The organism is Bacillus sp. D7-8 (assembly GCF_052055895.1).
GTDB classification, from domain to species: Bacteria; Bacillota; Bacilli; order Bacillales; family Bacillaceae; genus Bacillus; species Bacillus velezensis.
In genome coordinates this window covers 1014956-1039441 of the sequence record NZ_CP179922.1, presented here as the reverse complement: position 1 = coordinate 1039441, position 24486 = coordinate 1014956, and the positions used below count along the sequence as shown (strand labels likewise).

The 24486-nt window shown below is 47.3% G+C and carries 26 protein-coding genes and 1 pseudogene; 15 read left to right on the top strand and 12 right to left on the bottom strand.

Annotation, left to right across the window (positions count from 1 at the left end; all coding sequences use genetic code 11):
- Window positions 1-123: 123 nt before the first annotated feature.
- Window positions 124-834: a YrpD family protein gene (locus ACKTRM_RS05400; RefSeq protein WP_015239530.1), complete on the top strand. Its 711-nt coding sequence runs from the start codon at window positions 124-126 to the stop codon at window positions 832-834.
- A gap of 228 nt (window positions 835-1062) precedes the next feature.
- Here the strand turns inward: ACKTRM_RS05400 and ACKTRM_RS05395 are convergent, their stop codons facing one another.
- The 4 genes from ACKTRM_RS05395 to ACKTRM_RS05380 form a co-directional block, all read right to left on the bottom strand.
- Window positions 1063-1572 carry a MepB family protein gene (locus ACKTRM_RS05395; RefSeq protein ID WP_012117237.1) on the bottom strand — a complete coding sequence of 170 codons (510 nt, stop codon included), beginning with the start codon at window positions 1570-1572 and terminating at the stop codon, window positions 1063-1065.
- A 122-nt stretch (window positions 1573-1694) separates the two neighbouring features.
- On the bottom strand, window positions 1695-2066 hold the full coding sequence (locus ACKTRM_RS05390) for an iron chaperone (RefSeq protein ID WP_012117236.1): 372 nt from the start codon (window positions 2064-2066) through the stop codon (window positions 1695-1697).
- A 26-nt stretch (window positions 2067-2092) separates the two neighbouring features.
- Complete coding sequence (locus tag ACKTRM_RS05385) at window positions 2093-2461, bottom strand: iron chaperone (protein ID WP_012117235.1); 369 nt, start codon at window positions 2459-2461, stop codon at window positions 2093-2095.
- Between the two features lie 145 nt (window positions 2462-2606).
- On the bottom strand, window positions 2607-3185 hold the full coding sequence (locus tag ACKTRM_RS05380; RefSeq protein WP_012117234.1) for a competence protein ComK: 579 nt from the start codon (window positions 3183-3185) through the stop codon (window positions 2607-2609).
- A 314-nt stretch (window positions 3186-3499) separates the two neighbouring features.
- Between ACKTRM_RS05380 and ACKTRM_RS05375 the strand changes: the two genes are divergently transcribed.
- Window positions 3500-3733, top strand: a complete 234-nt coding sequence (locus ACKTRM_RS05375) for an IDEAL domain-containing protein (RefSeq protein ID WP_012117233.1) — start codon at window positions 3500-3502, stop codon at window positions 3731-3733.
- A gap of 30 nt (window positions 3734-3763) precedes the next feature.
- Here ACKTRM_RS05375 and ACKTRM_RS05370 read toward each other — a convergent pair whose 3' ends face one another.
- Window positions 3764-4621, bottom strand: a complete 858-nt coding sequence (locus ACKTRM_RS05370; RefSeq protein ID WP_007610477.1) for an SDR family oxidoreductase — start codon at window positions 4619-4621, stop codon at window positions 3764-3766.
- 124 nt (window positions 4622-4745) lie between these two features.
- On the opposite strand from ACKTRM_RS05370, the gene ACKTRM_RS05365 reads away from it, so the two are divergent.
- The 7 genes and pseudogenes from ACKTRM_RS05365 (at window position 4746) to ACKTRM_RS05335 (ending at window position 11525) form a co-directional block, all read left to right on the top strand.
- Window positions 4746-6269 carry an FAD-dependent oxidoreductase gene (locus tag ACKTRM_RS05365; protein WP_012117232.1) on the top strand — a complete coding sequence of 508 codons (1524 nt, stop codon included), beginning with the start codon at window positions 4746-4748 and terminating at the stop codon, window positions 6267-6269.
- Window positions 6173-6925, top strand: a pseudogene (locus ACKTRM_RS05360) (protoglobin domain-containing protein); the annotation flags it as partial. The gene ACKTRM_RS05365 and the pseudogene ACKTRM_RS05360, both read left to right, overlap by 97 nt.
- 243 nt (window positions 6926-7168) lie before the next feature.
- Window positions 7169-7684: a methyl-accepting chemotaxis protein gene (locus ACKTRM_RS05355; protein WP_370529535.1), complete on the top strand. Its 516-nt coding sequence runs from the start codon at window positions 7169-7171 to the stop codon at window positions 7682-7684.
- Between the two features lie 130 nt (window positions 7685-7814).
- A complete protein-coding gene (locus ACKTRM_RS05350; protein ID WP_003155185.1) occupies window positions 7815-8372 on the top strand; it encodes a biotin transporter BioY in 558 nt (185 codons plus the stop codon).
- An 11-nt stretch (window positions 8373-8383) separates the two neighbouring features.
- A complete protein-coding gene (locus tag ACKTRM_RS05345) occupies window positions 8384-9820 on the top strand; it encodes an acyl-CoA synthetase (protein ID WP_012117230.1) in 1437 nt (478 codons plus the stop codon).
- Window positions 9808-10899 (top strand): acetyl-CoA C-acyltransferase, encoded by a 1092-nt coding sequence (locus tag ACKTRM_RS05340; protein ID WP_012117229.1) that lies wholly within the window; start codon window positions 9808-9810, stop codon window positions 10897-10899. The genes ACKTRM_RS05345 and ACKTRM_RS05340 overlap by 13 nt, the downstream gene beginning before the upstream one ends.
- Before the next feature lie 50 nt (window positions 10900-10949).
- Window positions 10950-11525, top strand: a complete 576-nt coding sequence (locus tag ACKTRM_RS05335) for a histidine phosphatase family protein (protein ID WP_012117228.1) — start codon at window positions 10950-10952, stop codon at window positions 11523-11525.
- 15 nt (window positions 11526-11540) lie between these two features.
- Here ACKTRM_RS05335 and ACKTRM_RS05330 read toward each other — a convergent pair whose 3' ends face one another.
- Window positions 11541-12419: an ABC transporter substrate-binding protein gene (locus ACKTRM_RS05330; protein WP_012117227.1), complete on the bottom strand. Its 879-nt coding sequence runs from the start codon at window positions 12417-12419 to the stop codon at window positions 11541-11543.
- 489 nt (window positions 12420-12908) lie between these two features.
- Between ACKTRM_RS05330 and ACKTRM_RS05325 the strand changes: the two genes are divergently transcribed.
- Complete coding sequence (locus ACKTRM_RS05325) at window positions 12909-14057, top strand: S8 family peptidase (RefSeq protein WP_007409199.1); 1149 nt, start codon at window positions 12909-12911, stop codon at window positions 14055-14057.
- A gap of 45 nt (window positions 14058-14102) precedes the next feature.
- On the opposite strand, the gene ACKTRM_RS05320 is transcribed toward ACKTRM_RS05325, so the two are convergent.
- The gene (locus ACKTRM_RS05320; RefSeq protein WP_012117226.1) at window positions 14103-15353 is read right to left on the bottom strand and encodes a M48 family metallopeptidase; all 1251 of its coding nucleotides are present in this window, start codon (window positions 15351-15353) and stop codon (window positions 14103-14105) included.
- Between the two features lie 154 nt (window positions 15354-15507).
- Between ACKTRM_RS05320 and ACKTRM_RS05315 the strand changes: the two genes are divergently transcribed.
- Complete coding sequence (locus tag ACKTRM_RS05315) at window positions 15508-15903, top strand: hypothetical protein (protein ID WP_012117225.1); 396 nt, start codon at window positions 15508-15510, stop codon at window positions 15901-15903.
- Between the two features lie 47 nt (window positions 15904-15950).
- Here ACKTRM_RS05315 and ACKTRM_RS05310 read toward each other — a convergent pair whose 3' ends face one another.
- The 4 genes from ACKTRM_RS05310 to ACKTRM_RS05295 all read right to left on the bottom strand — a co-directional run bounded on the left by ACKTRM_RS05310 (window position 15951) and on the right by ACKTRM_RS05295 (window position 20092).
- Window positions 15951-17492, bottom strand: a complete 1542-nt coding sequence (locus tag ACKTRM_RS05310; RefSeq protein ID WP_012117224.1) for a fatty acid--CoA ligase family protein — start codon at window positions 17490-17492, stop codon at window positions 15951-15953.
- Window positions 17493-17624: 132 nt separating this feature from the next.
- Window positions 17625-18269 (bottom strand): SDR family oxidoreductase, encoded by a 645-nt coding sequence (locus tag ACKTRM_RS05305; protein WP_041482184.1) that lies wholly within the window; start codon window positions 18267-18269, stop codon window positions 17625-17627.
- An 80-nt stretch (window positions 18270-18349) separates the two neighbouring features.
- Window positions 18350-19345, bottom strand: coding sequence for a lipoate--protein ligase LplJ (gene lplJ / locus ACKTRM_RS05300; protein WP_012117222.1), 996 nt, complete (start codon window positions 19343-19345; stop codon window positions 18350-18352).
- Between the two features lie 12 nt (window positions 19346-19357).
- Complete coding sequence (locus ACKTRM_RS05295) at window positions 19358-20092, bottom strand: MBL fold metallo-hydrolase (RefSeq protein ID WP_007409205.1); 735 nt, start codon at window positions 20090-20092, stop codon at window positions 19358-19360.
- A 151-nt stretch (window positions 20093-20243) separates the two neighbouring features.
- On the opposite strand from ACKTRM_RS05295, the gene yhfH reads away from it, so the two are divergent.
- Together yhfH and ACKTRM_RS05285 are read left to right on the top strand one after the other, a co-directional pair.
- Window positions 20244-20384: a protein YhfH gene (gene yhfH, locus ACKTRM_RS05290; RefSeq protein ID WP_012117221.1), complete on the top strand. Its 141-nt coding sequence runs from the start codon at window positions 20244-20246 to the stop codon at window positions 20382-20384.
- 234 nt (window positions 20385-20618) lie between these two features.
- Window positions 20619-21908: a cation:dicarboxylate symporter family transporter gene (locus tag ACKTRM_RS05285; protein ID WP_007610442.1), complete on the top strand. Its 1290-nt coding sequence runs from the start codon at window positions 20619-20621 to the stop codon at window positions 21906-21908.
- Between the two features lie 40 nt (window positions 21909-21948).
- On the opposite strand, the gene ACKTRM_RS05280 is transcribed toward ACKTRM_RS05285, so the two are convergent.
- Window positions 21949-22980: a M42 family metallopeptidase gene (locus ACKTRM_RS05280; protein WP_007409206.1), complete on the bottom strand. Its 1032-nt coding sequence runs from the start codon at window positions 22978-22980 to the stop codon at window positions 21949-21951.
- Window positions 22981-23111: 131 nt separating this feature from the next.
- On the opposite strand from ACKTRM_RS05280, the gene ACKTRM_RS05275 reads away from it, so the two are divergent.
- A complete protein-coding gene (locus ACKTRM_RS05275; RefSeq protein WP_007610440.1) occupies window positions 23112-23333 on the top strand; it encodes a hypothetical protein in 222 nt (73 codons plus the stop codon).
- 137 nt (window positions 23334-23470) lie between these two features.
- Window positions 23471-24448, top strand: a complete 978-nt coding sequence (fabHB, locus tag ACKTRM_RS05270; RefSeq protein ID WP_003155217.1) for a beta-ketoacyl-ACP synthase III FabHB — start codon at window positions 23471-23473, stop codon at window positions 24446-24448.
- Window positions 24449-24486 lie beyond the last annotated feature (38 nt).

The following is a 24486-nucleotide window of genomic DNA, read 5'->3' as shown; positions in this document are numbered from 1 at the left end:
AAGAGAAATAGGAAAATAGTTTCAATTTACGTCCGACTGTATATCTTTTATGGAATTTTTCCCAAAACCTTTTATAATATGAATTGATAGCGCTATCTGACTATGATGATAGGAGGAGAAATGATGATGAAAAAAGGGCTTTTTGCGGGTGTGCTCACTACAGCCGTTCTATTCGGCACATGTACGGCGGAAATTCCGGGGTTGATCAGTCCCAATACGGCGGAAGCGGCGTCTCAGCTCAGCAAAGGAATCGGCGGAAGGGCCTACCTGAACAGCACAGGCTCAGTTCTCGTCACGAAAATTCAGCTTCCAAGCTCAATTCAAGTGTCAAATGGGACAGCCTATATTTACTCAGGATTTACCGGAGGCACAGAGGCTGATATCGGGCTTCAGTACAGTGACACCTATCATGTATGGAAACCGATCATGAAAGTCGGTTCAAAGGGACAAGGCCAGGTCAAGTATCTGGAAGGAGAAAGCCAATTCACCTATACGAAAGGCTTCCGGCCCGGCAGCACCGTACAGCTGACCATCTACAAAAATCTGAACGGCAATACCCGCGCCACATACTGGGGCACGAATAATGACGGATACACCGGCCGCATCATCTCAGAACTCGCCCAAACAAATGTAGGCTCTGTCTCAAAATGGAAAGCGCTCGCCACCGTCGCGGTCACATCAGAGGATCAGCGCCCTTACATCAAATCAAACTTCTCAACAGCCTTTACGAACATCACGATTGACAATAAAGCAGTCACACCTGTGATTGATACACAGGATTTTGCCAAATTGACAGTGTCAGGCAGCAGCGTCAGCATGTCTGTCGTCAAATAAAGAATGTTGAACGCACGATTTCTGTCATCGTGCGTTTCGTGAGGGTCTGCCGGATACGCAAATCCCTTATTTTTCGGATTACGTTTAATAAACAAACTCTGTTACATTCAAAATGTCGATTTCTATATAACAATTAGAGGAACCTCATTTGTTGAGGTTCCCCGTTATTCTCCAACTCACGCACCGGTTAACTTCACATACTGTCAGCCGACTCAGGGCTGTCCAATTTTAGTTAGAATATAGCTTTAACAGGTCTTGTGCTGGAAAACGATCTGCATCGTTCGCCTCAACAAAATATGCCAACTGCCATTTTTGTGTTTCGATAGCTTGTTTGCTAGTGGGATTTTCCCATTCAGGGTAAACTCTAATTGCCATTTTTCCTTTTGTAGCGGCTGTTTTAAGGATATTTTGCTTTACAAGAACTTCTTTTGGAAAAACAAATTGTCCAAAATGATTATTACTGGCAAAAGTATTGATAACCAATAAATCAGCAGCTTTTTCATATGAAAAGGCTTGGTTTTTACCATCTCCATCTTTTTCCCAAAAAGCAACAAACTGTCCTATCTTGTTAGGCGTTATTTTTGCGACTCTGAATCGAACTGATTTTGAATGCAGTTGAAACATACCGGCCCCATACTCTGAGTTTTGAGCTTCTTCTTGAATATCATGTATCGTTAAGTGATTTGGTTCATAAAAAATTTTATTTACATATGTTAACGCCTTATAAAATTCATTCACTGCTTCGTACTCCTTATTTTTTATAGTACGTCATCCATTGCTTCTTGATTAAAATGGGCTGATCATGTGTTTCCAATAAAAAAACAGCCCTCCTCAGGGTTGTTTTTTTAACATTTCTTTCATTATTTCCGCCAAAATGCTGAGCAGTCCGCCTTATCCTGAATATTGAATTGAATCATGCGTTCAAGCAGCTCATAATGCACCGGTTCAGTCCATTGAATTCTGAACAAACGGGAAGTAGCGCTGTAGCCGGCACAGGCAATGTCGTCGGTAAAATGCGCAATTCCAGCTTCTTCGGGGGAAACACTTACATGATGCTTTGCCGCCGCAAAGCCGATAATAAAGGTGCCGTGATCGGTAAACATTGGCGTGTTCCACTTGATCTGCGCTTCTAAGTTCGGAAATTGGTCAGCCGTCCACGAGAGGATTTCCTCCATTCGCAGACGATGATCAGGGCTGTCGATACTTGATAAATAGTCTTTGAAAACGTCCATGTCTTCCTCCTTCAACATCACGTCCGCTAGCGCCAAAACCCCGGATTTTCAGCTTTTTCCTTGATGTTAAATTCGATGATCTTCTTAAGCAGATCATAGTGCACCGGATCAGTCCATCGAATTCTGAATAGGCGCGAAGAAGCGCTGTACCCGGCTTGAGCGATGTCATCGGCAAAATGCTCCATCGTCTCTTTTTCAGGTAAAATGCTCAAATGATTTTTTGCCGCGGCAAACATAATGATATAGGTGCCGTGATCGGTAAATGTCGGTTTGTTCCACTTGATCTGCGCTTCTAAGTTCGGAAATTGGCCAGCCGTCCACGACAAAATTTCCTCTGCTTTGAGACGGTGATCCGGGTTGTCGATTCCTGATACATATTTTGCAAACACATCCATGCCCATCTCTCCTAAAATGAAATATCATTACTCTTTACATCATCATAGCCAACAGACGGACACGATACAACTCTGCCCGGGCATGTAAAGCAAAAAAAGCCCTCCCCAAAAGGAGAGGACCCGTCCCTTCACATCACAGCTTTCTCTAATATCTCTCCCCCAGCTCCCGCAAAATAAAGTCGTAGATCATTCTTGTCCGCTCTTCTTTCGGATACAGCATGAATTCCTGCCGCTTCGGGACATGACTGCCCATCCTGTCCTGAAAAGTGGTTCTGAGATAGGCGGTTCTGTAAACCTGATTTTCAAAAGAATGATAGGATACTTCCAGTTCCATCGTTTTGCCGTTTGAGAACGTGACCGCTGTGTCATCAAATGCCGTCGGTTGAAAATCTTTAACGTGCACATGAGATATCCAGCCGCATTGAGGCCTTGCAGAAGAAAGTGTAGGGAATAAAAAGATGTGATTTGAAGGGTCCACCATAATCGGCGGCTTGTGAGAAATTTTAATCGCTTCATATGTTCCCGCTTTTCTCCCGGCATAGCTGGAGCCAAAGTAGCGGCAGCTTCTGTCGATGATGTGAATCGGCTTCATGCTGACATACAGAATGCAGTCTTTCTCAATGACCTTCGACCCCATTTTACCGTCTATTTCCTCAGGCAAAACAGCGATGGTTGAACGATTTACTTCGTAGCTTTCTAAGGGTGCGTGTGTTTTCTGGCACATAATGTGCAGCCTCCAATCCTTTTCTTGAAAATTTATACTAATAATCTATCATCTGTCATTGGAAAACGACAGGTTTTTTTTGAATATAGCTAAAAATCACCTTTTAAAGATGTAATTTAGTCTTAAATTACTATTTAAATATTGTTTTTCTTTTTCGTTTCACCTCATTTATACGATGATCATTTTCGTTTTTCGTCAATTTGCAGGATATGTCGATATATTTCCAAGTATTAGTTGTCTAAAGATTATAAAAATTAATTGATTTTTCCGGCCGTTATCCATATACTATAAAAAAGGCATTGGGGGGATTCTTTATGAAAGAGAAAAAGTCGTACACTGAGCTCATGAAGTCCCGCAACACGCAAATAGCAAACGAATTCGATGTGACAATGGCCGATATTTACATTCAAATGGTGCTTGATGAATCCTTGTATAAACGCCGGCTCGCCATGCTGACCATGCAGATTAATAAGGCGCTTGATGATAAAAATAAAGAAGCGTTCCTCACGCTTTCAAAAGAATATGCAGCACTCAAACAGAGTGAATAAGCCAATCCATATGGATTGGCTTTTTTTACATTATCCGTTTACGATGGTGCCGCCGTTCACATGAATCGTCTGTCCCGTGACATAGGAAGAATCATCGCTTGCTAAGTACAAATAGCTCGGCGCCACTTCAACAGGCTCTCCCGGGCGCTGCATCGGCACGTCTGAGCCGAAGACTTCCACTTCCTTCGCCGAGAAGCTCGCCGGGATCAGCGGCGTCCAGATCGGCCCCGGCGCCACTGCGTTTACCCTGATGCCCTGAGTGACAAGAGATTGGGAAAGAGATCTTGTAAACGTGACGATCGCCCCTTTTGTCGCTGAATAGTCAATCAATGTTTTGTGGCCTTTATAGGCGGTAATAGAGGCCGTATTAATGATTGAACTTCCTTTTTTCAGGTGGGGGAGCGCGGCTTTCGTTAAGTAAAACATTGAAAAAATATTCGTCTGAAACGTTCTGATGAGCTGGTGGCTCGTGATTTTCTCAATCCCCGGCTGCACGTGCTGCTCACCTGCGTTGTTGACCAGGATGTCAATGGAAGGAAAGGCTTGGCCCGCCTGGCGGATGACATCGTTGCAAAAGGCTTCGTCGCCGACATCCCCTGCGATCAGCAGACACTTCGCCCCCTCTTTTTCTACGTATTGCTTCGTCTCTTCGGCATCCTGATGCTCATCAAAGTAAACGATGACCACATTAGCGCCTTCCTTCGCGAATAAAACGGATACGGCGCGGCCGATCCCGCTGTCTCCGCCCGTGATGATCGCCGTTTTCCCTTCAAGTTTTTTCGCCGCTTTCGGTTTGTCAAAAACGGGACGCGGGTCCATTACATATTCAAAGCCCGGCTGCCGGTTTTGATGCTGCGGCGGCAAGGTTTTCTTCTTCTGGTTAGCCATTTTGATCACTCCTTTACATTAATTACTATATTATGAGTAATTTGAGCATCTTATACGAATTTCATGTATGAACAGAGTCTTATTGGAAAAATTAAGAATATACAACAGAGGAGGTAAATCTGAATTGACTACTTTTTCAAACGAAGAACCGGCTTCCTATTGGAAAGCAACAGCTGACATTCCTTCCTTTCCCGCCCTCACTGAAGATACGGAATGTGACGTTGCGGTTATCGGCGGAGGAATTACGGGCCTGACAACGGCATACGAACTGACGAAAAGAGGTTTCCGTGTCGCTGTCATTGAAGCAGACCGGATTTTAAACGGGACGACCGCGGGCACGACCGCAAAAATCACCGCCCAGCATGATTTCATCTATGCCGATCTTATTCAGCAGATCGGCCTGACCAGCGCAAGGCTGTATTTCGAAGCCCATCTCCGCGCCATGGAAGACATGAAGCAGATCATCAAGGACCTTTCGATTGACTGCAGACTGATTGAACAAGACGCATATCTTTACACCAATACAGAATCAGGCGTCAAAAAAATCCGCAGTGAGCAGGAAGCTTATACCAAGCTCGGTATTGAACACGAGCTTGTGAAAGAACTTCCCGTACCCGTTGATTGCAGGCTCGGTCTCGCCATGAAGAATCAGGCGCAATTCCATCCGCTTTTATATGGCGCGGCGCTCGTCAATGAGATCGTTAAAAACGGGGCGCGGATTTTTGAACAGACGGCTGCGATCGACATAAAAAAAGAACCGCAGCCGGAAGTGGTCACGAAAAACAGACACGGCATCAAGTGCAGCTATATTGTCTGCTCTTCCCACTTTCCTTTTTATGACGGAGGCGGGCTTTATGCCGCCAGAATGTATGCCAGCAGATCCTACGTACTCGCGGTAAAGCCGAAACAAGCGTATCCGGACGGGATGTATCTCAGCATAGACAAGCCGTCCAGATCACTGCGATACACCGATTTGAACGGTGAAAAACTGGTTCTTGTCGGCGGCGAAAGCCACAAAACAGGCCAGGGAAAAGAAATGTCCGAGCATTACGAAGCACTGAAACAATTTGCGGAAGACACAATCGGAGTTGAAAGCATCCCATATCATTGGTCTGCACAAGACCTTGTCACCATTGACAAAATTCCGTTCATCGGTCCCATCTCGGGCGATGAAGAACATATTTTGGCGGCGACCGGTTTTAAAAAATGGGGCATGACAAGCTCAGCGCTCGCCGCGAAGCTTTTGGCTGATCATATTCAAAACAAAAAGAACCCGTTTTCCGGCCTGTTTATTCCGTCACGCTTCCACGCAGATCCGGGACTGAAAAAACTGATTTCCTATAATGCCGACGTGGCCAAACACCTTATCTCGGGCAAACTTGAGAGGCCAGACGCTTCACCTGAGACTCTTCGGCCCGGGGAGGGAAAAATCGTAACGGTAAACGGCAAACGGGCCGGCGCCTATAAAGATGAAAAAGGCTGTCTGCATCTTGTCGATACGACATGCACCCATTTGGGCTGTGAGGTCGAATGGAATGACGGCGAACGGACGTGGGACTGTCCTTGTCACGGGTCCCGGTTCACACCCGACGGCGGGGTTGCCGAAGGTCCCGCCATCAAGCCGCTGAAGCGCCTCAGCCAAGATTGACTAAACCATTCTGTACGAATGGTTTTATTTTTTTTTGCATTAAAATATTTTTATCAGATTCCTTCATTCAAGTTCCTTCCATACCGATAAAAAGAAAAAGAGAATATCTGGGGGAACTTATATTGTTATTTAAAAAAGACCGCAAAAAAGAAACAGCTTATTTTTCGGAAGCCGATGGAAAAAAACGCATCGCGCTTTCAAATCAATATGCAGATGTCCAAAAACAGCTGAAAATGGTCAGGCTCGGAAACGAAGAACTTCATGTGCTTGAAGAGCTGCAGCCGTTAATTAAAGAACATATCTCAACAATCGTCGATTCCTTTTACCGAAACCTGGATCACGAAAAATCATTAATGACGATCATTAACGACCACAGCACGGTCGAGCGCCTGAAAAAAACATTACGGCGTCATATCCATGAGATGTTTGCCGGCACGATTGATGATGAATTCATTGAAAAAAGACAGCGCATCGCTTCCATCCACTTGCGGATCGGCCTTGAACCGAAATGGTATATGGGAGCGTTCCAGGATCTGCTTCTGTCGATGATGAACATATATGAAGCAACCATTCCGGATTTGCATGAGCTTTTAAAAGCGATCAAAGCGACGACGAAAATATTGAATCTTGAACAGCAGCTCGTCCTTGAAGCATTCCAGACTGAATATAACTGCCAGCGTGACGAACAAGAGGAAAAGAAAGCCCGCCTTCATCAAAAAATCCAGGAAACATCCGGATCACTTGCTGATTTGTTTTCAGAAACGAGCAGAGCCGTGCAGGAGCTGGTCGATAAATCCGAGGGCATTTCCAAGGCGTCAAAAGCCGGCACTGTCACTTCCGTACATGTCGAAGAAAAATCAATCGGCGGGAAAAAAGAGCTTGAAAGCCAGCAGAAGCAGATGAATAAAATCGACGCCAGCCTTCTGCAGATTGAAGAAGAAATGGACAAGCTGAATGACATCGCCCAGCAGATCGAAAAAATCTTCGGCATCGTGACGGGGATCGCCGAGCAAACGAATCTCCTGTCACTCAACGCTTCAATAGAATCCGCGAGAGCCGGGGAGCACGGCAAAGGGTTCGCCGTTGTCGCGACGGAGGTAAGAAAGCTTTCAGAGGATACGAAAAAAACCGTTTCCACCGTATCAGAGCTCGTGAACAATACCAATACACAAATCAACATCGTGTCCAAACATATCAAAGATGTAAACGGACTTGTAAGTGAAACGAAAGAAAAAATGGCGCAGATCAACCGTTTGTTTGATGACATCGTCCAAAGCATGAAAACGAGCAAAGACCAGACAGGCAAAATCGACGTTGATTTGCAGGCCTTTCTCGGCGGTCTTCAAGAAGTCAGCCGCGCCGTTTCCCACGTTGCATCATCCGTTGATTCACTTGTTATCCTTACAGAAGAATAAAGATAAACCGACCGGCCTTTTTCATAAAGGGCCGGTCTTTTTAATGTTAACTTAAAATATAATAGAGTTGACATATATAAAGACTCGCTTTATTGTATAAACATATTTTGATAAGCTGGAGGAATACATAATGAAATTGACAGAAATGATGCATATTGCCGTGTTTACCGCCATTATGGGACTTTTGGGGCTGCTCCCGCCGCTTTTCTTATCCTTTACGCCGGTTCCGATTACGCTCCAGACGATCGGTGTGCTCTTATCGGGAAGCATCCTAAAACCGAAAGCGGCGTTTTTAAGCCAATTGCTGTTTTTGCTGATTGTGGCATGCGGAGCGCCTCTCCTTTCAGGCGGCAGAGGCGGATTCGGGGTTTTTTTCGGGCCGAGCGCCGGATACCTCATCGCATATCCGCTGGCGGCATTACTGCTGAGCCTCAGCATCCAAGGCCTTCGCTCAGCTGCTGTCCCCCATTTGTTTATCAGACAGTTCTTGTTCGGCGTGCTGTTTTTGTATGTCATCGGCATTCCCGTTCAGGCTTTTATGATGCACATTGATATCTTAACTGCCGTAAAGCTCAGCCTCATCTATGTGCCCGGAGATCTGCTTAAAGCGGCCGCAGCCTCATTCGCAGCCGTAAGAATCAGGAAAACTCTTCAAGCAAGCCGGCTTTTGCCGACGAAAGGAAGCTGATTTTAGTCATCATGATTACATCATCATATTCAGATACAGCCGGACAAGCGCCGGAACAGATCGCAATTCAGACAGAAACAGAACAGATCACCTATCAAACTTGGAACAGGCTGGTTAACCAAACCGCAAACTGGCTTGGCAGCCTTTCAGGTAAGCCGGAAAACATTGCAATATTACTGCCGAACGGCATCCCATTTTTACAACTTTTCGCAGGGGCGGCGCATGCCGGCTGCACGGCGGTTCCGTTAGATCCCCGCTCGGCAGCGGCGGAACTCGCGGACCAGCTGCACATCAGCAAAACCGGCCTCGTCATCTGTGACCGCCGGCTGAGCGGCAGACTGGACGGCGTCAAAACGCCTGTCATCCTGTGGGATGAATGCAGGCCTTTGATCGAGGCGGAAAAAACGGAAGGCGCTTTTATCAAAAACGCCGGCCTGCCCTTTTATACCGGATTCACCTCGGGATCGACCGGTAAGCCGAAAGCCTTCACCCGCTCTCACCGTTCGTGGCTGGAGAGCTTTTCTTGTACGAAACGTGAATTCGGCATTTCCCCTGATGACAAAGTGCTGGTACCGGGCACGCTTCGCTCGTCACACTTTTTATACGGCGCCGTCAGCACTTTGTTTATCGGCGGAACCGTCATCCTTCAAAGAAAATTCAACCCGGCCGGAATGAAAGACCGGCTCAGACAAGCTGACGTTCTATATACCGTTCCGACAATGACGGACGCCCTGCTCTCACTAGAGGCGTTTCCGGATACACCGCTCAAGGTGATTTCTTCCGGTGCAGACTGGCCCGCTTCGTCTAAACAAGCGCTGTCAGAGCGCTATCCCCATCTGCGGTTGTACGATTTTTACGGAACGTCCGAGCTGAGTTTCGTGGCGTTCTTATCGCCTGAAGACAGCGCCCGAAAGCCTGACGCGGCGGGCCGCCCGTTTGAAAATGTTACAATCGAAATCCGCCGGCCCGGCGGAGAACGCTGCATGCCGGGCGAAACGGGGAAGATTTTTGTGAACAGCCCGATGAAATTTTCCGGATACATCAACGGCGCAAAACCTGATGATTCCGGCTGGATGACGGTTGATGACATGGGATATATCGATCGTGAAGGCTATCTTTATATCGAAGGACGTGAAAACGGGATGATCGTATCAGGCGGCCTGAATGTATTCCCAGAAGAGATAGAACGTGTGCTCAACCGCTGTCCGGGCGTCAGAAAAGCGGCCGTCATCGGCATTCCTGATGATTATTGGGGCAGCATCGCCGTTGCGGTGATCGACGGACATGCAAATGTAAAGGAACTGAAGAAACAGTGCCGCGAGCAGCTGGCGGCATATAAAATCCCGAAAAAATGGCTGTTTTCAGAAATACCGGAAACAGCCGGCGGAAAGATCGCCCGTGCCGCCGTACAAAAGCAGGCAAAGGACATGATGGAATGGAAGCTGTAATTACGGATGCGAAACGGACAATTTTCGCCCGGGAAAACGGCCTGTTAAAAGACTGTCTCCCAGAAGATTTGGCAGCTCCGCTGATCCGCCATTTGAGCCGGAACATGCCCGAAGACATTGATGAAGTCCTGATCGGAAACGCGACGGGCCGCGGCGGGAATCTCGCCCGGCTGTCAGCCTTGGCCGCCGGACTTCCTTTGAGCGTGTCCGGTACGACCATCGACAGGCAGTGCGGCTCCGGACTGGACGCCGTGAGGGTCGCGTGCCACTTTGTCAAAGCCGGCGCGGGGAGAACGTACATCGCGGGAGGAGCGGAGAGCAGCAGCCGTTCCCCTTTCTCATCCCGGGCGCGCTTTTCTCCTGAACACATCGGCGATCCTGATATGGGCATAGCAGCAGAGTATACGGCACAGGCTTACGGCGTAACGAGAAAGATGCAGGACGAATATGCCCTTCTCAGCTATGAACGGAGCATCAAAGCGCACGAAGACGGCTTGTACCGCCCGGAAATTCTTCCCTGTCACGGATTCGCCGCTGACGAAAACATGCTGAAAAAGCGGAACATGGAGCCTCTCATCTCCCGTGCCAAGCCCGTCTTTCAGTCCGGAGGCTCTGTCACCGCCGCCAACAGCTGCGGAATTTCTGACGGGGCGGCGGCAGTTTGTGTGATGGAAGAACAAAAAGCGCGGTCTCTCGGTTTAAAGCCGGGATTGCGTTTTATCGGAAGCGCGGTAAGCGGCGTCCATCCGCATTATCCGTCAGCAGCTCCGGTTTATGCCGTCAAAAAGCTTTTGAAGGAACGGGACCTGTCACCGGATGATATTGATATATACGAAATCAACGAGGCGTTTGCCGTCAAAATATGCGTTTTTTCACAGCAGCTTCGAGTGCCGTATTCTAAAATAAATGTCAGGGGCGGCGCTCTGGCCGTCGGGCATCCGTACGGGGCTTCCGGGGCGGCGCTTGTCACCCGGCTTTTTTATGAAGCAAAAAGACGCCCGGATGCCCGCTACGCAGCAGCAGCGATCGGCAGCGGAGGCGGAGTCGGACTGGCGCTTCTCTTTGAAGTGTTAACGTAACGGCAGTATAATAGATGATATCGATAAAAAATGATCGGAGTGAAGACTTTATGACTGCCGTTTGTTTAGTAAGACATGGAGAGACTGATTGGAATGCCCAAAAGAAGCTTCAAGGCAAATCGGATATTCCGTTAAATGCGACGGGAGAGCGTCAGGCGAAAGAAACAGGAGAGTACTTAAAGGGGTCCGAATGGGATGTCATCGTCTCAAGCCCGATGAAACGGGCCAGAAAAACAGCTGACATTATTAACGGGTTTTTGAATCTTCCCATCGTCGTCATGGAAGATTTCAGAGAACGAAGCTACGGTGATGCGGAAGGAATGTCTTTACCGGAACGGTCGAAGCGCTACCCGGATAAAAACTACCCGAACATGGAGACCGCAGAAGAGCTGACAGACAGAATGCTTGCCGGTTTAGTGAAAGTTCAGGAGCAATTTCCTGATCAAAAAGTACTGATCGTCGGTCACGGCGCAGCCATTCATGCCCTCTTGTCCGCCATTTCTGACGGTGATACAGACATACAAAACGCAAAGCTTGTCAATGCGTGCCTGAGCAATATCGAACGAATTGAAAATAAGTGGCGCGTCAAAGATTACAATGTAAGCAGCCACCTATCAGAATCATAACAAAAAGGCCCGAATTCAGTTTTGGGCCTTTTTGGCGAGCATTTTTTTCTGCAGATCATGTAATATGGCGTCCGCTCCGTCAATGCTCCGGCGCTCCGTCCATACCGCCCTGTCCGCGCGGTAAACGTGTCCGTTTTTTACAGCTGTCAGCTGTTTCCAGAGGTGATTTTTTTCGAGTTCTTTCTCACCGTCCAACAGCACGATGTAATCAGGATCGGTATGCAAAAGCTGTCCGGACGTCATTTTGATAGAGTCTGATTTCCCGCCGGAATCCGTCTGGACCGCATAGGTAAACCCTGCGAGCGTCAAAAGCCGGGACGTAAAAAACTGATCATCCTTTACGGAAATGCTGTCATTTGCAGCGTCAATTAATAAAATCGTGCCGCCTTCTGCATCCAGCTTTCTTTTGATGTCATTCAGCTTTTCTTCCTGAGCCGACAATTGTTTCTCTATGATGCCATCTTTACCGACCGCCTTTTCAATAGTAAGGGCAGCATCAACCGCATCCTGATAATCCGCAGCTTCATTCTTTAAAGCGATTGTCGGAGCGATCTTTGTCAGTTGTCGGTATATCCCCTTGTGAAGGCTTGAGTCTGCAATGATGAGATCGGGCTTTAACGAAGTGATCTTTTTCAAATCAGGGTGTGACGGTGGTCCGACAGACGGACTGCCGTCGTTTCGCTCTGTCCGATTATCCGCCGCAGCCACAGGCTTTATGCCGAGATCATGGAGAATATCATTAAAGCCCGGATTCAACACGGCAACGCGCTGCGGGTGCGCAGCCACATGCGCCGTCCCCAGATCGTGCCTGACGGCGGTTTCATGTTCCTGTTCTGAGCATGCCGTTATGAAGAGAACGGATAAGATCATCAGCATACTGAAAATTTGTTTCATCTGTTCCCCCTCTTTCGTTTTTCCGCAATTATATCATTGACAATATAAGTATCAATGATATTCATTATCATTATTTTTATAAAATGGTTTCACAGCTTTTTTCCGTCAAGAAAGCCGAAGACTGATTCATGCCGGCCGCTTTATTTCATTCCGCTTTCGTTTCCATCAGACTTCTGCATTCAACAAAAGGTGACATTTATCCTGTTTTTGCCGCAGCTTCCGAAAATGGAATCAAACCGTTCGACCCAGCAAACAAGAGAGCGATTGCGGCTGTGTACAAATACTCATGTCCTTCCATCGGTTTTTTCCATTAAAATTTAAATATTTCGGGTTCCTATTAAACGAAAGAGAGATGATATACCTAAATAGAAATAAAACAAACTGAAAAAAATTGGGTCTACTAAAATATTATTCCATGCTATACAATTAATCCACAGAATAATCTGTCTATTGGTTGTTCTGCAAATGAAAAAAAGGAGAGGATAAAGAGTGAGAGGCAAAAAGGTATGGATCAGTTTGCTGTTTGCTTTAGCGTTAATCTTTACGATGGCGTTCGGCAGCACGTCTCCTGCCCAGGCGGCAGGGAAATCAAACGGGGAAAAGAAATACATTGTCGGATTTAAACAGACAATGAGCACGATGAGCGCCGCTAAGAAAAAAGATGTCATTTCTGAAAAAGGCGGGAAAGTGCAAAAGCAATTCAAATATGTAGACGCAGCTTCAGCTACATTAAATGAAAAAGCTGTAAAAGAGCTGAAAAAAGACCCTAGCGTCGCTTACGTTGAAGAAGATCACGTTGCAAAAGCGTACGCGCAGTCCGTGCCTTACGGCGTATCACAAATTAAAGCCCCTGCTCTGCACTCTCAAGGCTTCACCGGATCAAATGTGAAAGTAGCGGTTATCGACAGCGGTATCGATTCTTCTCATCCTGATTTAAAAGTAGCAGGCGGAGCCAGCATGGTTCCTTCTGAAACAAATCCTTTCCAAGACTACAACTCTCACGGAACTCACGTTGCCGGTACAGTTGCGGCTCTTAATAACTCAGTCGGTGTATTAGGCGTTGCGCCAAGCGCATCTCTTTACGCTGTAAAAGTTCTCGGCGCTGACGGTTCCGGCCAGTACAGCTGGATCATTAACGGAATTGAGTGGGCGATCGCAAACAATATGGACGTTATTAACATGAGCCTCGGCGGACCTTCTGGTTCTGCAGCGTTAAAAGCGGCAGTTGACAAAGCCGTTGCTTCCGGCGTCGTAGTCGTAGCGGCAGCCGGTAACGAAGGCACTTCCGGCGGCTCAAGCACAGTGGGCTACCCTGGTAAATACCCTTCTGTCATTGCGGTAGGCGCTGTTAACAGCAGCAACCAAAGAGCATCTTTCTCAAGCGTAGGTTCTGAGCTTGATGTCATGGCACCAGGCGTCTCTATCCAAAGCACGCTTCCTGGAAACAAATACGGCGCGTACAATGGTACGTCAATGGCATCTCCGCACGTTGCCGGAGCGGCTGCTTTGATTCTTTCTAAGCACCCGAACTGGACAAACACTCAAGTCCGCAGCAGTTTAGAAAACACCACTACAAAACTTGGTGATGCTTTCTACTACGGAAAAGGGCTGATCAACGTACAGGCGGCAGCTCAGTAAAACATAAAAAAACCGGCGTCGGCCATGGCCCCGCCGGTTTTTTTATTATTTTTCTTCCTCAGCATGTTCAATCCGCTCCATGATCGACGGGTGGCTCCCTCTGAAAATTTTGACGAGAAACGGCGGGTTGACCCGGCTCAGTCCCGTATCGGCCAAATCCTGAAACGTCTCAATCGCCGCTTCCCGGTTTCCGGTCAGCTCGATGCCGTAACGGTCGGCGGCGTTTTCCTGATACCGGGAGACGGCATTCGTAATCGGATCAGAAGCAAAACTGAGAACGGATATGAGCAGCAATAACAGCGGGAGGGCGGCCAGATCTTCAGGCCCCTTTATATGAAGCATTCGGCCGAAGAATTTGGACAGCCGCTTATAAAGCTTGTCAATGATATAGAACCCGGCTAATGACAGCAGGAGATACCCGGCCAGTCCGATGTACACGTGCTTCATCACATAGTGCCCCATCTCATGCCCCATAATGAACAAAATTTCCCGATCCTTCAGTTTGTTAAGCGTCGTATCCCACAAAACGATCCGCTTATTCGAACCGATTCCCGTCACATACGCATTCAGCGCATTCGTTTTCTCCGACATATTTACTTCATAAACATGGCTGGCCGGAATGTCGGCTTTGTCGGCAAGCGACAAGATTTTGCTTTCCAGCTCCTTGTCTTTCAGCGGATAAAAATCATTGTATAAAGGATCAATCACGACCGGCTGCAGGAAAAACAAAAACAGGGTAAACGGCACAGTAAGACACCAAGCGTAAAACCACCATTTTTTTGTATGCTTTGTGATCAGCCAGTAAAACACAAGCACACACACGGCAAACAGCGGAAAACTGATCCAGAAATCAATGACATGGTCTCTTATCCAGCTTGCTGTTGTCTGCGTCGAAATATGATACGCAAGCGAAACCCGATATCCGATCCACTCAAGCGGAAGCGAAGCCGCCGTAACGATGAGTGAAATCACAAATACGAAGCTTCCGATTTGCAGCACCCGAAAGCGCACCGCTGCTTCCAGCCAATGCTTTATTTTTTTGGCAAGCCCCGTAATGAGCAGCAGAAAAAATAAAAACCAATCTAACGGCGCACCGATGAAAAATAAAAAATCCTTTACATTTGAAAAGTTTTCAGCGGCTTCCAGGCGGCCCGGGTCCATAAACGAGGACGGATCGGCTTTCGTTCCCTTTACGGCCTCCGGGACGGCGGAGTCGCCTGTCATAAAGAAATACCAATAGAAAAAAAGGCCGTACAGCACATAGGCAAGTCCGGCTGCCGCTATCCATTTGCGCATGGAAGTCTCCCTCCTTAGCCTGATGACTTACTCCTATTGTAAGCATAAATGCAAATAAATAGAACCAAGCCTCCTAAACGGATGTTAATCTTTTCACAACAGAAAAGAATGGAACAACAGGAAGCGGGAAAGACTAAAAGACGGAGTGATGAATATGAAAAAAATAATCGCGTTTATTGTAGTAATCGCCCTTTTGGTTATTGCTTTCTTCTATGTATACAGCCGGACCGGCGATGTGTTTCCATCAAGCAACGCAGATCTGATTATTCTGTCTGAGCACGGAAAAAAAGAAATCAAAATTAAAGACAGGCAGAATGTAAAAGATATGCTCGATATCTTGAACCAAGGAAAACAAGTCAAACTGACCAAAAGCGTATCTCCCGATTACGACGGAACGGTCAAATACCATGAAGACCGTTTCGATTCATTCAGCATGTGGCTCGAAGGCGGCAATTATATGCTGTACAAGTATAAAAACACGTATTACAAACTGACCCGGCATGATACGAAGCTTGTGCAAAGCATCATTAAGGAAGAATCGCAGAGCTGACCGGATCAGCATGTAAAAGCGAAGCCCCCGGCTTCGCTTTTCGTCCGTCATTTCGGAAGCATGTCCCGGACCGCCCGCCTCAGCAGCTTCCCGGTCGCGTTCTTCGGAATCTCATCAAGAAAAACCACTTCCGCCGGCCGTTTATATTTTGCCAAATGTGTTTCACAGTAATCAAAAACCGCCTGCTCTGTCAGCTCACCGTCCCCAGGCACTATATAAGCATGCACCGCTTCCCCCGTTTTGGCGTCAGGAACGCCGATGACCACGGCTTCTTTAATGCCCTCATGGCTGTAGAGCACTTCTTCTACTTCGCGCGGATAGACGTTGTATCCGCCGACGAGAATCATATCTTTTTTTCTGTCGACGATATAAAAATAACCGTCTTCGTCGCGCTTCGCCAAATCACCCGTGTACAGCCAGCCGTCTTTCAGCGCGTGCTCCGTCTCCTCGGGCATCTTGTAATAGCCTTTCATCACATTCGGCCCTTTCACGATCAATTCTCCCACTTGATGGTCGGGCAATTCGCGTCCGAGCGTATCGACGACTTTATTTTCGACATGTAAAATATTCGTCCCGATCGAGCCGGGCTTTCTCCCCCGGTCAAACGGATTAAAACAAGTAACCGGAGACGCTTCAGAAAGTCCGTACCCCTCCAGAATGGTGACGTCAAAGGTTTGTTCAAACGTCTGCAACAGAGCGACCGGCATAGAGGCCCCGCCTGAAATGCACAGTCTGACGGACGCAAAATCCTCCGCCTTGCCGTGCTCGTATTGATACAGATAGTTATACATCGTCGGAACGCCGGCAAAAATGGTTGCCTGACGGCTTTTAATCAGTTTAAACACAGAAGCCGGGCTGAATTGCGGCTCGATTAAGACACACGCTCCGCTCATCAGAGGCGCATTCATACAAACGGTTAAACAAAAAACGTGAAACATCGGCAATGCCGCCACAATTTTGTCTTTCTCATTCATTCCTAAGTATCCGGCGACATCATTTGCATTGGAGAAAAGATTCTGATGGGTGAGCATGGCGCCTTTCGGTTTTCCGGTCGTCCCTGAGGTGTATAAAATGACGGCAGTATCATCTTTGGACAATATCGGATAAGTTCTGCTGCGCTCCGCCGGGCAGAGCATTTTTGCAAACGTTGTCATTTTTAAGCGCAATTGAGGGTCTTCTGTCGATGGAGCGTTCTCTGCTGTCTGGCTGATAATGATATGCTCCAGCAGCGGCAGCGAGCCGTGCAGGCTTTCAAATACGGGAATTAAAAGGTCGATGCCGGCGATCGCTTTGACATCGCCGTTTTTCAGCATGTATGCGATTTCTGAAGGTGTATATGCCGGATTAACAGGTATGACGACAATTCCCGCTTTTAACGCGCCGAAAAACGCAATAACAAAATCAGGCGTATTTCCGAGCAGCAGCGCGAGATGATCCCCTTTTTTCAGTCCCCTGTCCTCCAAGCCGTTTGCAAATGCTTTGATTTTACCTGCCAGCTCCTCATACGTCATGTACTGATCTTGAAACAGACAAGCTGGTTTTTCCGGTTTCTGCGATGCCGTTTCTTCCAATTTGGAAACCAGATTCATTTTCCCACCCCTTTAAAAATTGTAATGAATGAATAGTCATTCATTTATCCGGAATAAACGTTCACTTTTATTATAGAAAAATATAGAAAAACACTCAAGGGCAAAAAGCCCCGAGTGCCGTAAAACCGGAAACTATAATTGTTTCAGCGCTTCACTGACCGGCGTGCTGCCCGCTGTCAGATCGAATGCTTTTTCATACGTATTCGGTTCATCAAGGGATGCGATAACGGTCTTGGCGACATCGTCTCTTGAAATGAAGCCTCTTTCTAAATCGGCCGCGGCTTTGATATTTCCCGTGCCGGGATCATTTAATAACCCGCCCGGCCGGATAATCGTATACGTCAGACCGCTCGCTTCAAGAATTTTATCCGCATAATGCTTTGCGGCGTAATACGGCTTCAGCGCTTCATTCCAATTGCCGCGGTTATGAGCCTGAAGGGCGCTTACCATAATGAACCGCTTGATGCCGGCTATCTTTGCCGCTTCTATCGCTTTCGCGGCTCCGTCAAGATCAATCAAAAGCGTCTTATCGTATCCGGTGCTTCCTCCTGATCCGGCGGTAAACACAATCGCGTCACAGCCTTCAGCGGCTTTCGCGATGTCTTCCGGGCTTCCTTCCAAATCTGCAAGAACGGCTTCTGTTCCCGCGGCTTGAAGCGCTTCTTTCTGCTCTTGTTTCCGGACCATCGCCCGCAGCGTATGCGTGCCGTCTTTTTGAAACAGCCCGGTCAGCCGCTGTCCGATCTGTCCGTTTGCTCCGATGAGAAATACTTTCATCATGATCCCTCCCCATTCATTATGGTTCTATCATTTCACAAAAACGGGCGCTGATTCAAATCATGCGTTCGGCAAATGTTCTAATAAATCAGCTCGAGGAAATCTTCCAGCTCTATTTTGCCGAAATACTGTTTCAGATCGATTCCGGCCAGCGCCTCCTTGATAGCGGTTCGGTCATACTGTTTTCCGGTCAGCGCCTGTTCGACTCCACTCACATCTTTCGCACCGAAGAAATCACCGAAAATTTTGCAGTCCTGAATGATTCCTTTTTTCACTTCAAGACGCAGATCAATCGATCCGACCGGATAACGTTTCGAATGCTGAAGATTAAATGCGGGCGACCTTCCGAAATTCCAGTCCCAGTTTTGATAGCGCTCTTCGGAAATCTTCCGGATCGCTTTCCAGTCTTCATCGGTCAGTTTATATTCCGGCACTTCGGAAAGATCATTTGTATTAAAAATATGGTGAAGCAGGTGCTTTTTGAATTCATCCGCCGTCATTTTGTCATCAAGAAACTCGCTGATGTTGGCGACACGGCTTCTGATCGACTTAATGCCTTTTGATTCGATTTTGTCTTTTTTCACTTTCAAGGCTGACACAACATGATCAATGGCGGAATCCAGCATTAATGTTCCGTGGCTGAAAATACGCCCTTTCGTCGAAAATTGAGCGTTGCCGGAAATTTTTCTGCCGTCCGCGACGATGTCGTTTCGGCCGCTTAATTCAGCTTCCACACCGAGCTGGCGCAGCGCCTGAATAACGGGTTCGGTGAATTTTTTAAAATTGTGAAAGCTGTCGCCGTCATCCTTCGTGATAAAACTGAAATTCAGATTCCCGAGGTCATGGTAAACCGCACCGCCTCCTGACAGCCTGCGGACGACGATGATTCCGTTATCTTCTACGTATTTCGTATTGATTTCTTCTATTGTGTTTTGGTTCTTCCCAATGATAATCGACGGCTGATTGACATAAAACAGCAGGTATGTCTGTTCAGGGTCGAGATGCTTCACGCAATATTCCTCGATCGCGAGGTTGATCCTCGGGTCGGTTATGTTTTGGTTGTCGATAAATAACATGGTGCTCCTCCTTTATTTCTCCCACTTCAATCCGGAAGCGGCGATTGTCACTTCGCCCCCGAACACGGATTCCGCTTCTTCTTTCAGCTTCCGGTGCTCGCCGAAATGAGGCAGATGCGTGAGAATCAGCTCCCCCGCTCCGGCCTCCTTCGCGATACGTCCGGCTTCCAAACTGTTCATATGGCCGGCTGACGTGCCGTCCTGGTCTGCGTAAAAATTGCACTCGCAGATCAGCAGATCGGCATTTTCCGCAAACGGGATAAACGCGTCCTGGTAGCTTGAATCAGCCGTATACACAACAGAAGCTGAACCGTCAGTAATCCGCATCGCATAACAAGTGACCGGATGCACCGTTTTCAGAAAGGTAATGGTGAACGGACCTAGAGAAAGCGGGCGGTCCGGCTGATAGGCCACTCCCTTTGTATGCGTTTTATATGTAAGGCGCTCAAACTGTTCTATATCAGCATCATGCCCGTAAATCGGCAGTGCATGCGTCCCTTTTCCGAGAAAGGAGCCGACCTGTTTGGCAAATTGAAGCGGCCCGATATCAGCGATATGATCATGGTGATAATGGGACAAAATGACGGCATCAAGCTCTTCTGCCGGAACATAGGCAAACAGCTTTGATAATACGGCGCTTCCGCAATCGACGAGCAGAGAATAACCGCCGGACTGAAACAGATAGCCTGAAGTTGCTTCGTTTGCGGCCGGAAACCCGCCGCAGCACCCAATAACTGTAACTTTCATATAATCCTCCGAATGTTTATGATAAAAAGATCCTTTCCTCCAATATACCTATTTTTCGTACAAATTGCATGTTTTAAACATTGTGTCAAAACAGCCGTTGATTTTCCAAAACTGTTATAATACAATGTAGAGACAAAACAATGAAAGAGGGATGGGTATGTTGGAAAAGATGTCGGATTTTTTCAGAAATTTACCCGGTAAGAAATGCGAAGAATGCGGAAATGAGATTGTTGAGCAGTATGAGTGTCACATTAATCTGTGCAATGACTGCTTGAAAATTAAGGATATGTGACAATAGGGCGCCGCACAATTCTAAGTTGTGCGGCGCCCGTTTTTTCGGCCGTCATCATACTTTCTGAATAGGGCGTTATTCACCATTATTAGCAATTATCTGTACGTTTTAAAAGATTCAGTATTTTCAATCTATATTTTTCTATAGACGGATTGTTTTCTTTTCTATTATAATTTGTTCTAATAGCTATCTTTTTAGATACTTATTGCACTTTTTTTCTTCGGGAGGTAATCTATGAAAAAATTACGCTTTGGACTAGCGACGCAAATTTTCGTCGGACTCATACTAGGGGTTGTAGTCGGTGTCATCTGGTACGGCAATCCCGCCATTCCAACATATTTACAGCCTATCGGCGATTTGTTTTTACGCTTAATCAAAATGATAGTGATTCCAATTGTCGTCTCCAGCTTAATCATCGGCGTTGCCGGCGCGGGAAGCGGAAAACAAGTCGGAAAATTAGGCTTCAGAACGATTTTGTATTTTGAGATCATTACCACTTTTGCCATTATTCTCGGGCTGGCTTTGGCGAATCTGTTTCAGCCGGGAGCAGGCGTTAATATACATGAAGCTCAAAAGACAGATATCAGTCAATATGTTGAAACAGAAAAAGAACAAAGCGGTAAATCCGTTGCGGACACATTCCTGCATATCGTACCGACAAACTTCTTCCAATCATTAGCCGAAGGAGATCTGCTTGCCATCATCTGCTTTACCGTGCTGTTTGCACTCGGCATCTCGGCAATCGGTGAAAAAGGAAAGCCCGTATTGGCCTTCTTTGAAGGTGTTTCTCATGCGATGTTCCATGTTGTGAACCTCGTCATGAAAGTTGCGCCGTTTGGTGTTTTTGCGTTGATCGGTGTTACCGTTTCCAAATTTGGGCTCAGTTCCCTGCTTTCACTCGGTAAACTGGTCGGTTTAGTATATGTAGCTTTGGCTTTCTTTCTCATTGTTGTATTCGGAATCGTCGGAAAGCTTGCCGGTTTAAACATTTTCAAATTCCTCGCCTATATGAAGGATGAAATTTTATTGGCGTTCAGTACGTCAAGCTCCGAAACCGTACTCCCCCGCATCATGGAGAAGATGGAGAAAATCGGCTGTCCGAAAGGTATTGTTTCCTTTGTTGTGCCGATCGGATATACCTTTAACTTAGACGGATCTGTGCTGTACCAATCAATCGCCGCTTTATTCCTCGCTCAGGTATACCACATTGACTTGACCATTTGGCAGCAGATTACCCTTGTGCTTGTCTTGATGGTCACTTCCAAAGGAATGGCTGCCGTGCCCGGGACTTCTTTCGTCGTCCTGCTTGCGACACTCGGCACAATCGGCGTTCCTGCAGAAGGCCTTGCATTCATCGCCGGTGTTGACCGGATTATGGACATGGCCCGTACGGTCGTCAATCTGACCGGAAACGCGCTGGCATCCGTTGTGATGTCAAAATGGGAAGGCCAGTATGATCCCGTTAAAGGCGCGAAGGTCATGAGCCTCGCCAAAACAGAACAAAACACAACCATCTCAGGTTAAAATGAAAACCCTGCACGGAATGATTTCCGCGCAGGGTTTTTTATGCCATCGGCGATAAAACGTACCGGTGCAAAAGCTTCGCCGTATTAAGAAGCGATAATTCATGCGTGCGTTCAAAAGCGTGTGAAGCGTCAATTCCCGGGCCGATCAGCCCGTGGACGATGTCATGGCCCGAACGGATGGCTGCTGAGGCATCAGAACCGTAATACGGATAAATATCAAGCTGATAATCAATGCCATAGCGCTCCGCAAGCCCGGCCAGATGTTTTCTGAGCTGATAATGGTACGGGCCGCTCGCATCCTTCACGCAAATGGAGACGGTATATTCATCCGTAGACTGGCCGTCGCCGATCGCCCCCATATCAACAGCCAAGTATTCGACGGTCTCAGGAGGAATGTTGGAATTGCCGCCGTAGCCGATTTCTTCATTATTAGAAATCAGAAAATGCGTCGTATACGGAAGTTCGATTTTCTCTTCCGTGATGCGGCGGATTAAATTCAAGAGCAGAGCCACGCTCGCTTTGTCATCAAGATGCCGGGACTTAATAAAGCCGCTCGGCGTAATCTGCACGCGCGGGTCAAATGAGATGAAATCGCCGACCCTGATGCCGAGATCGGACGTCTCTTCCTTCGTCCGGACAGGCTCATCAAGGCGGACTTCCATATTCTCCTGATTCCGCTCTGCCTTGCCGGCGTCCTTGTAGACGTGCACTGAAGTCTGATGCATTAAGATGGTGCCTGTATAGGTTTTGCCGGAAGAAGTTTGGATCTCGCAATATTCCCCTTCAATCGAGTGATATCGGAAGCCGCCGATCAAGTCAATCTTCAGCCGGCCGTCCGCCTTTATCTCCTTTACCATCGCGCCGAGCGTATCGACATGCGCCGTCAGCAATCTGTGTTTCTTGTCATCACGGCCGGGAATTGTGACAAAAAGACCGCCTTTGCGGTTTCTGTAAGAGGAGACGCCCCATTCTTTTAAAAGACTTTCTGTATAGGCGATAACCTCGTATGTATTGCCCGTCGGACTCGGAATCGACACCAATTCTTTAATCAGTTCCATCGTATGTTTCATATTTGCCACAGGTCATTCCTCCTATCAATTTTATTCTTCTTAAAATATACTCTTTTGATCCATAACCCGTCCAATCTTTTCCTTCTCTTTTTTCATAGAATGAAGGGAGCATGAGCATAGGAGGGAAATGTATGATCAGCCGTAAACCGCACAAGCGGAAAAGGTTTCATAATGATTGGTTTGAGGATTGGTTTGAGGATGATTGGTCTGGTGCAGCCTTCTGGGGCTGTAAAAAAGAAGAAGATCACTGTAAAAAGAAAAAAGAAGACCCTTGTAAAAAGAAGAAAGAAAAAAAGAAGAAAGAAAAAAAGAAGCATCATCATTCATGCCGCCGCTGCTGCCGTCATTGGTAATCGTTCACACAAGCCCGTTTTACAAATAGATATCTCATGCTCCCCAAACAGCGGATGCTGCTTGGGTTTTTTTATTAAAATTAGTACCAAGTAATAATATCAGGTGTTATAATCTGATATAAAGGAGTGATTTTTTCATGTCAAAATCTAAAATTACAGCAATCGGTACATATGCTCCGGCACGCCGATTAACAAACGCGGATTTGGAGCGCATCGTCGATACATCTGATGAATGGATCGTCCAGCGCACCGGTATGAAGGAAAGACGCATTGCCGGCGAACATGAATTCACATCGGATTTGTGTGTGGAAGCGGTGAAAAACCTTGCAGAACGATACAGCGGAACTCTTGATGATGTCGATATGATCCTTGTCGCCACAACGACGGCGGACTATGCGTTTCCAAGCACCGCGGCACGCGTGCAGGCTTACTTCGGCTGGCCGCACACGGGGGCGCTTGATATTAACGCCACATGCGCCGGACTCACTTACGGCCTTCAGCTCGCAGACGCATTAATTACCGCCGGTTCCCATCAAAAAGTGATTGTCATTGCCGGTGAAACATTATCAAAGGTAACGGATTATACTGACCGGACGACCTGCGTTCTTTTCGGAGACGCTGCTGGCGCCCTATTGGTAGAACGCGACGAATCAGCGCCGGGCTTTTTGGCAGCCGTGCAAGGAACAGCGGGAGGCAGCGCGGACGTGCTGTATCGCACGGGACTGAGCGCAGAATTAAACGGCGAGCCGCTTAAAGGCGGAGGAAACATGGTGCAAAACGGGCGCGAAGTATATAAATGGGCGGCCAGAACCGTGCCTGAGGAATGCAATGCCCTTTTAGAAAAAGCCGGCTTTTCAAAAGACGATCTGGATTGGTTCGTTCCTCACAGCGCCAACATGCGGATGATCGAATCCATCTGCGAAAAACTGCCCTTCCCACTTGAACGGACATTGACAAGCGTTGAATATTACGGCAACACTTCATCGGTTTCTATTATTCTCGCATTGGATGAAGCTGTGAAAGCAAAAAAACTGTCGGAAGGCCAGACGCTGGTATTATTCGGGTTCGGCGGCGGATTGACGTATACCGGACTGTTGGTAAGATGGGGATTTTAATAGTACGACGATCGAAATCTAAAAAAAGAGGCCCTGAG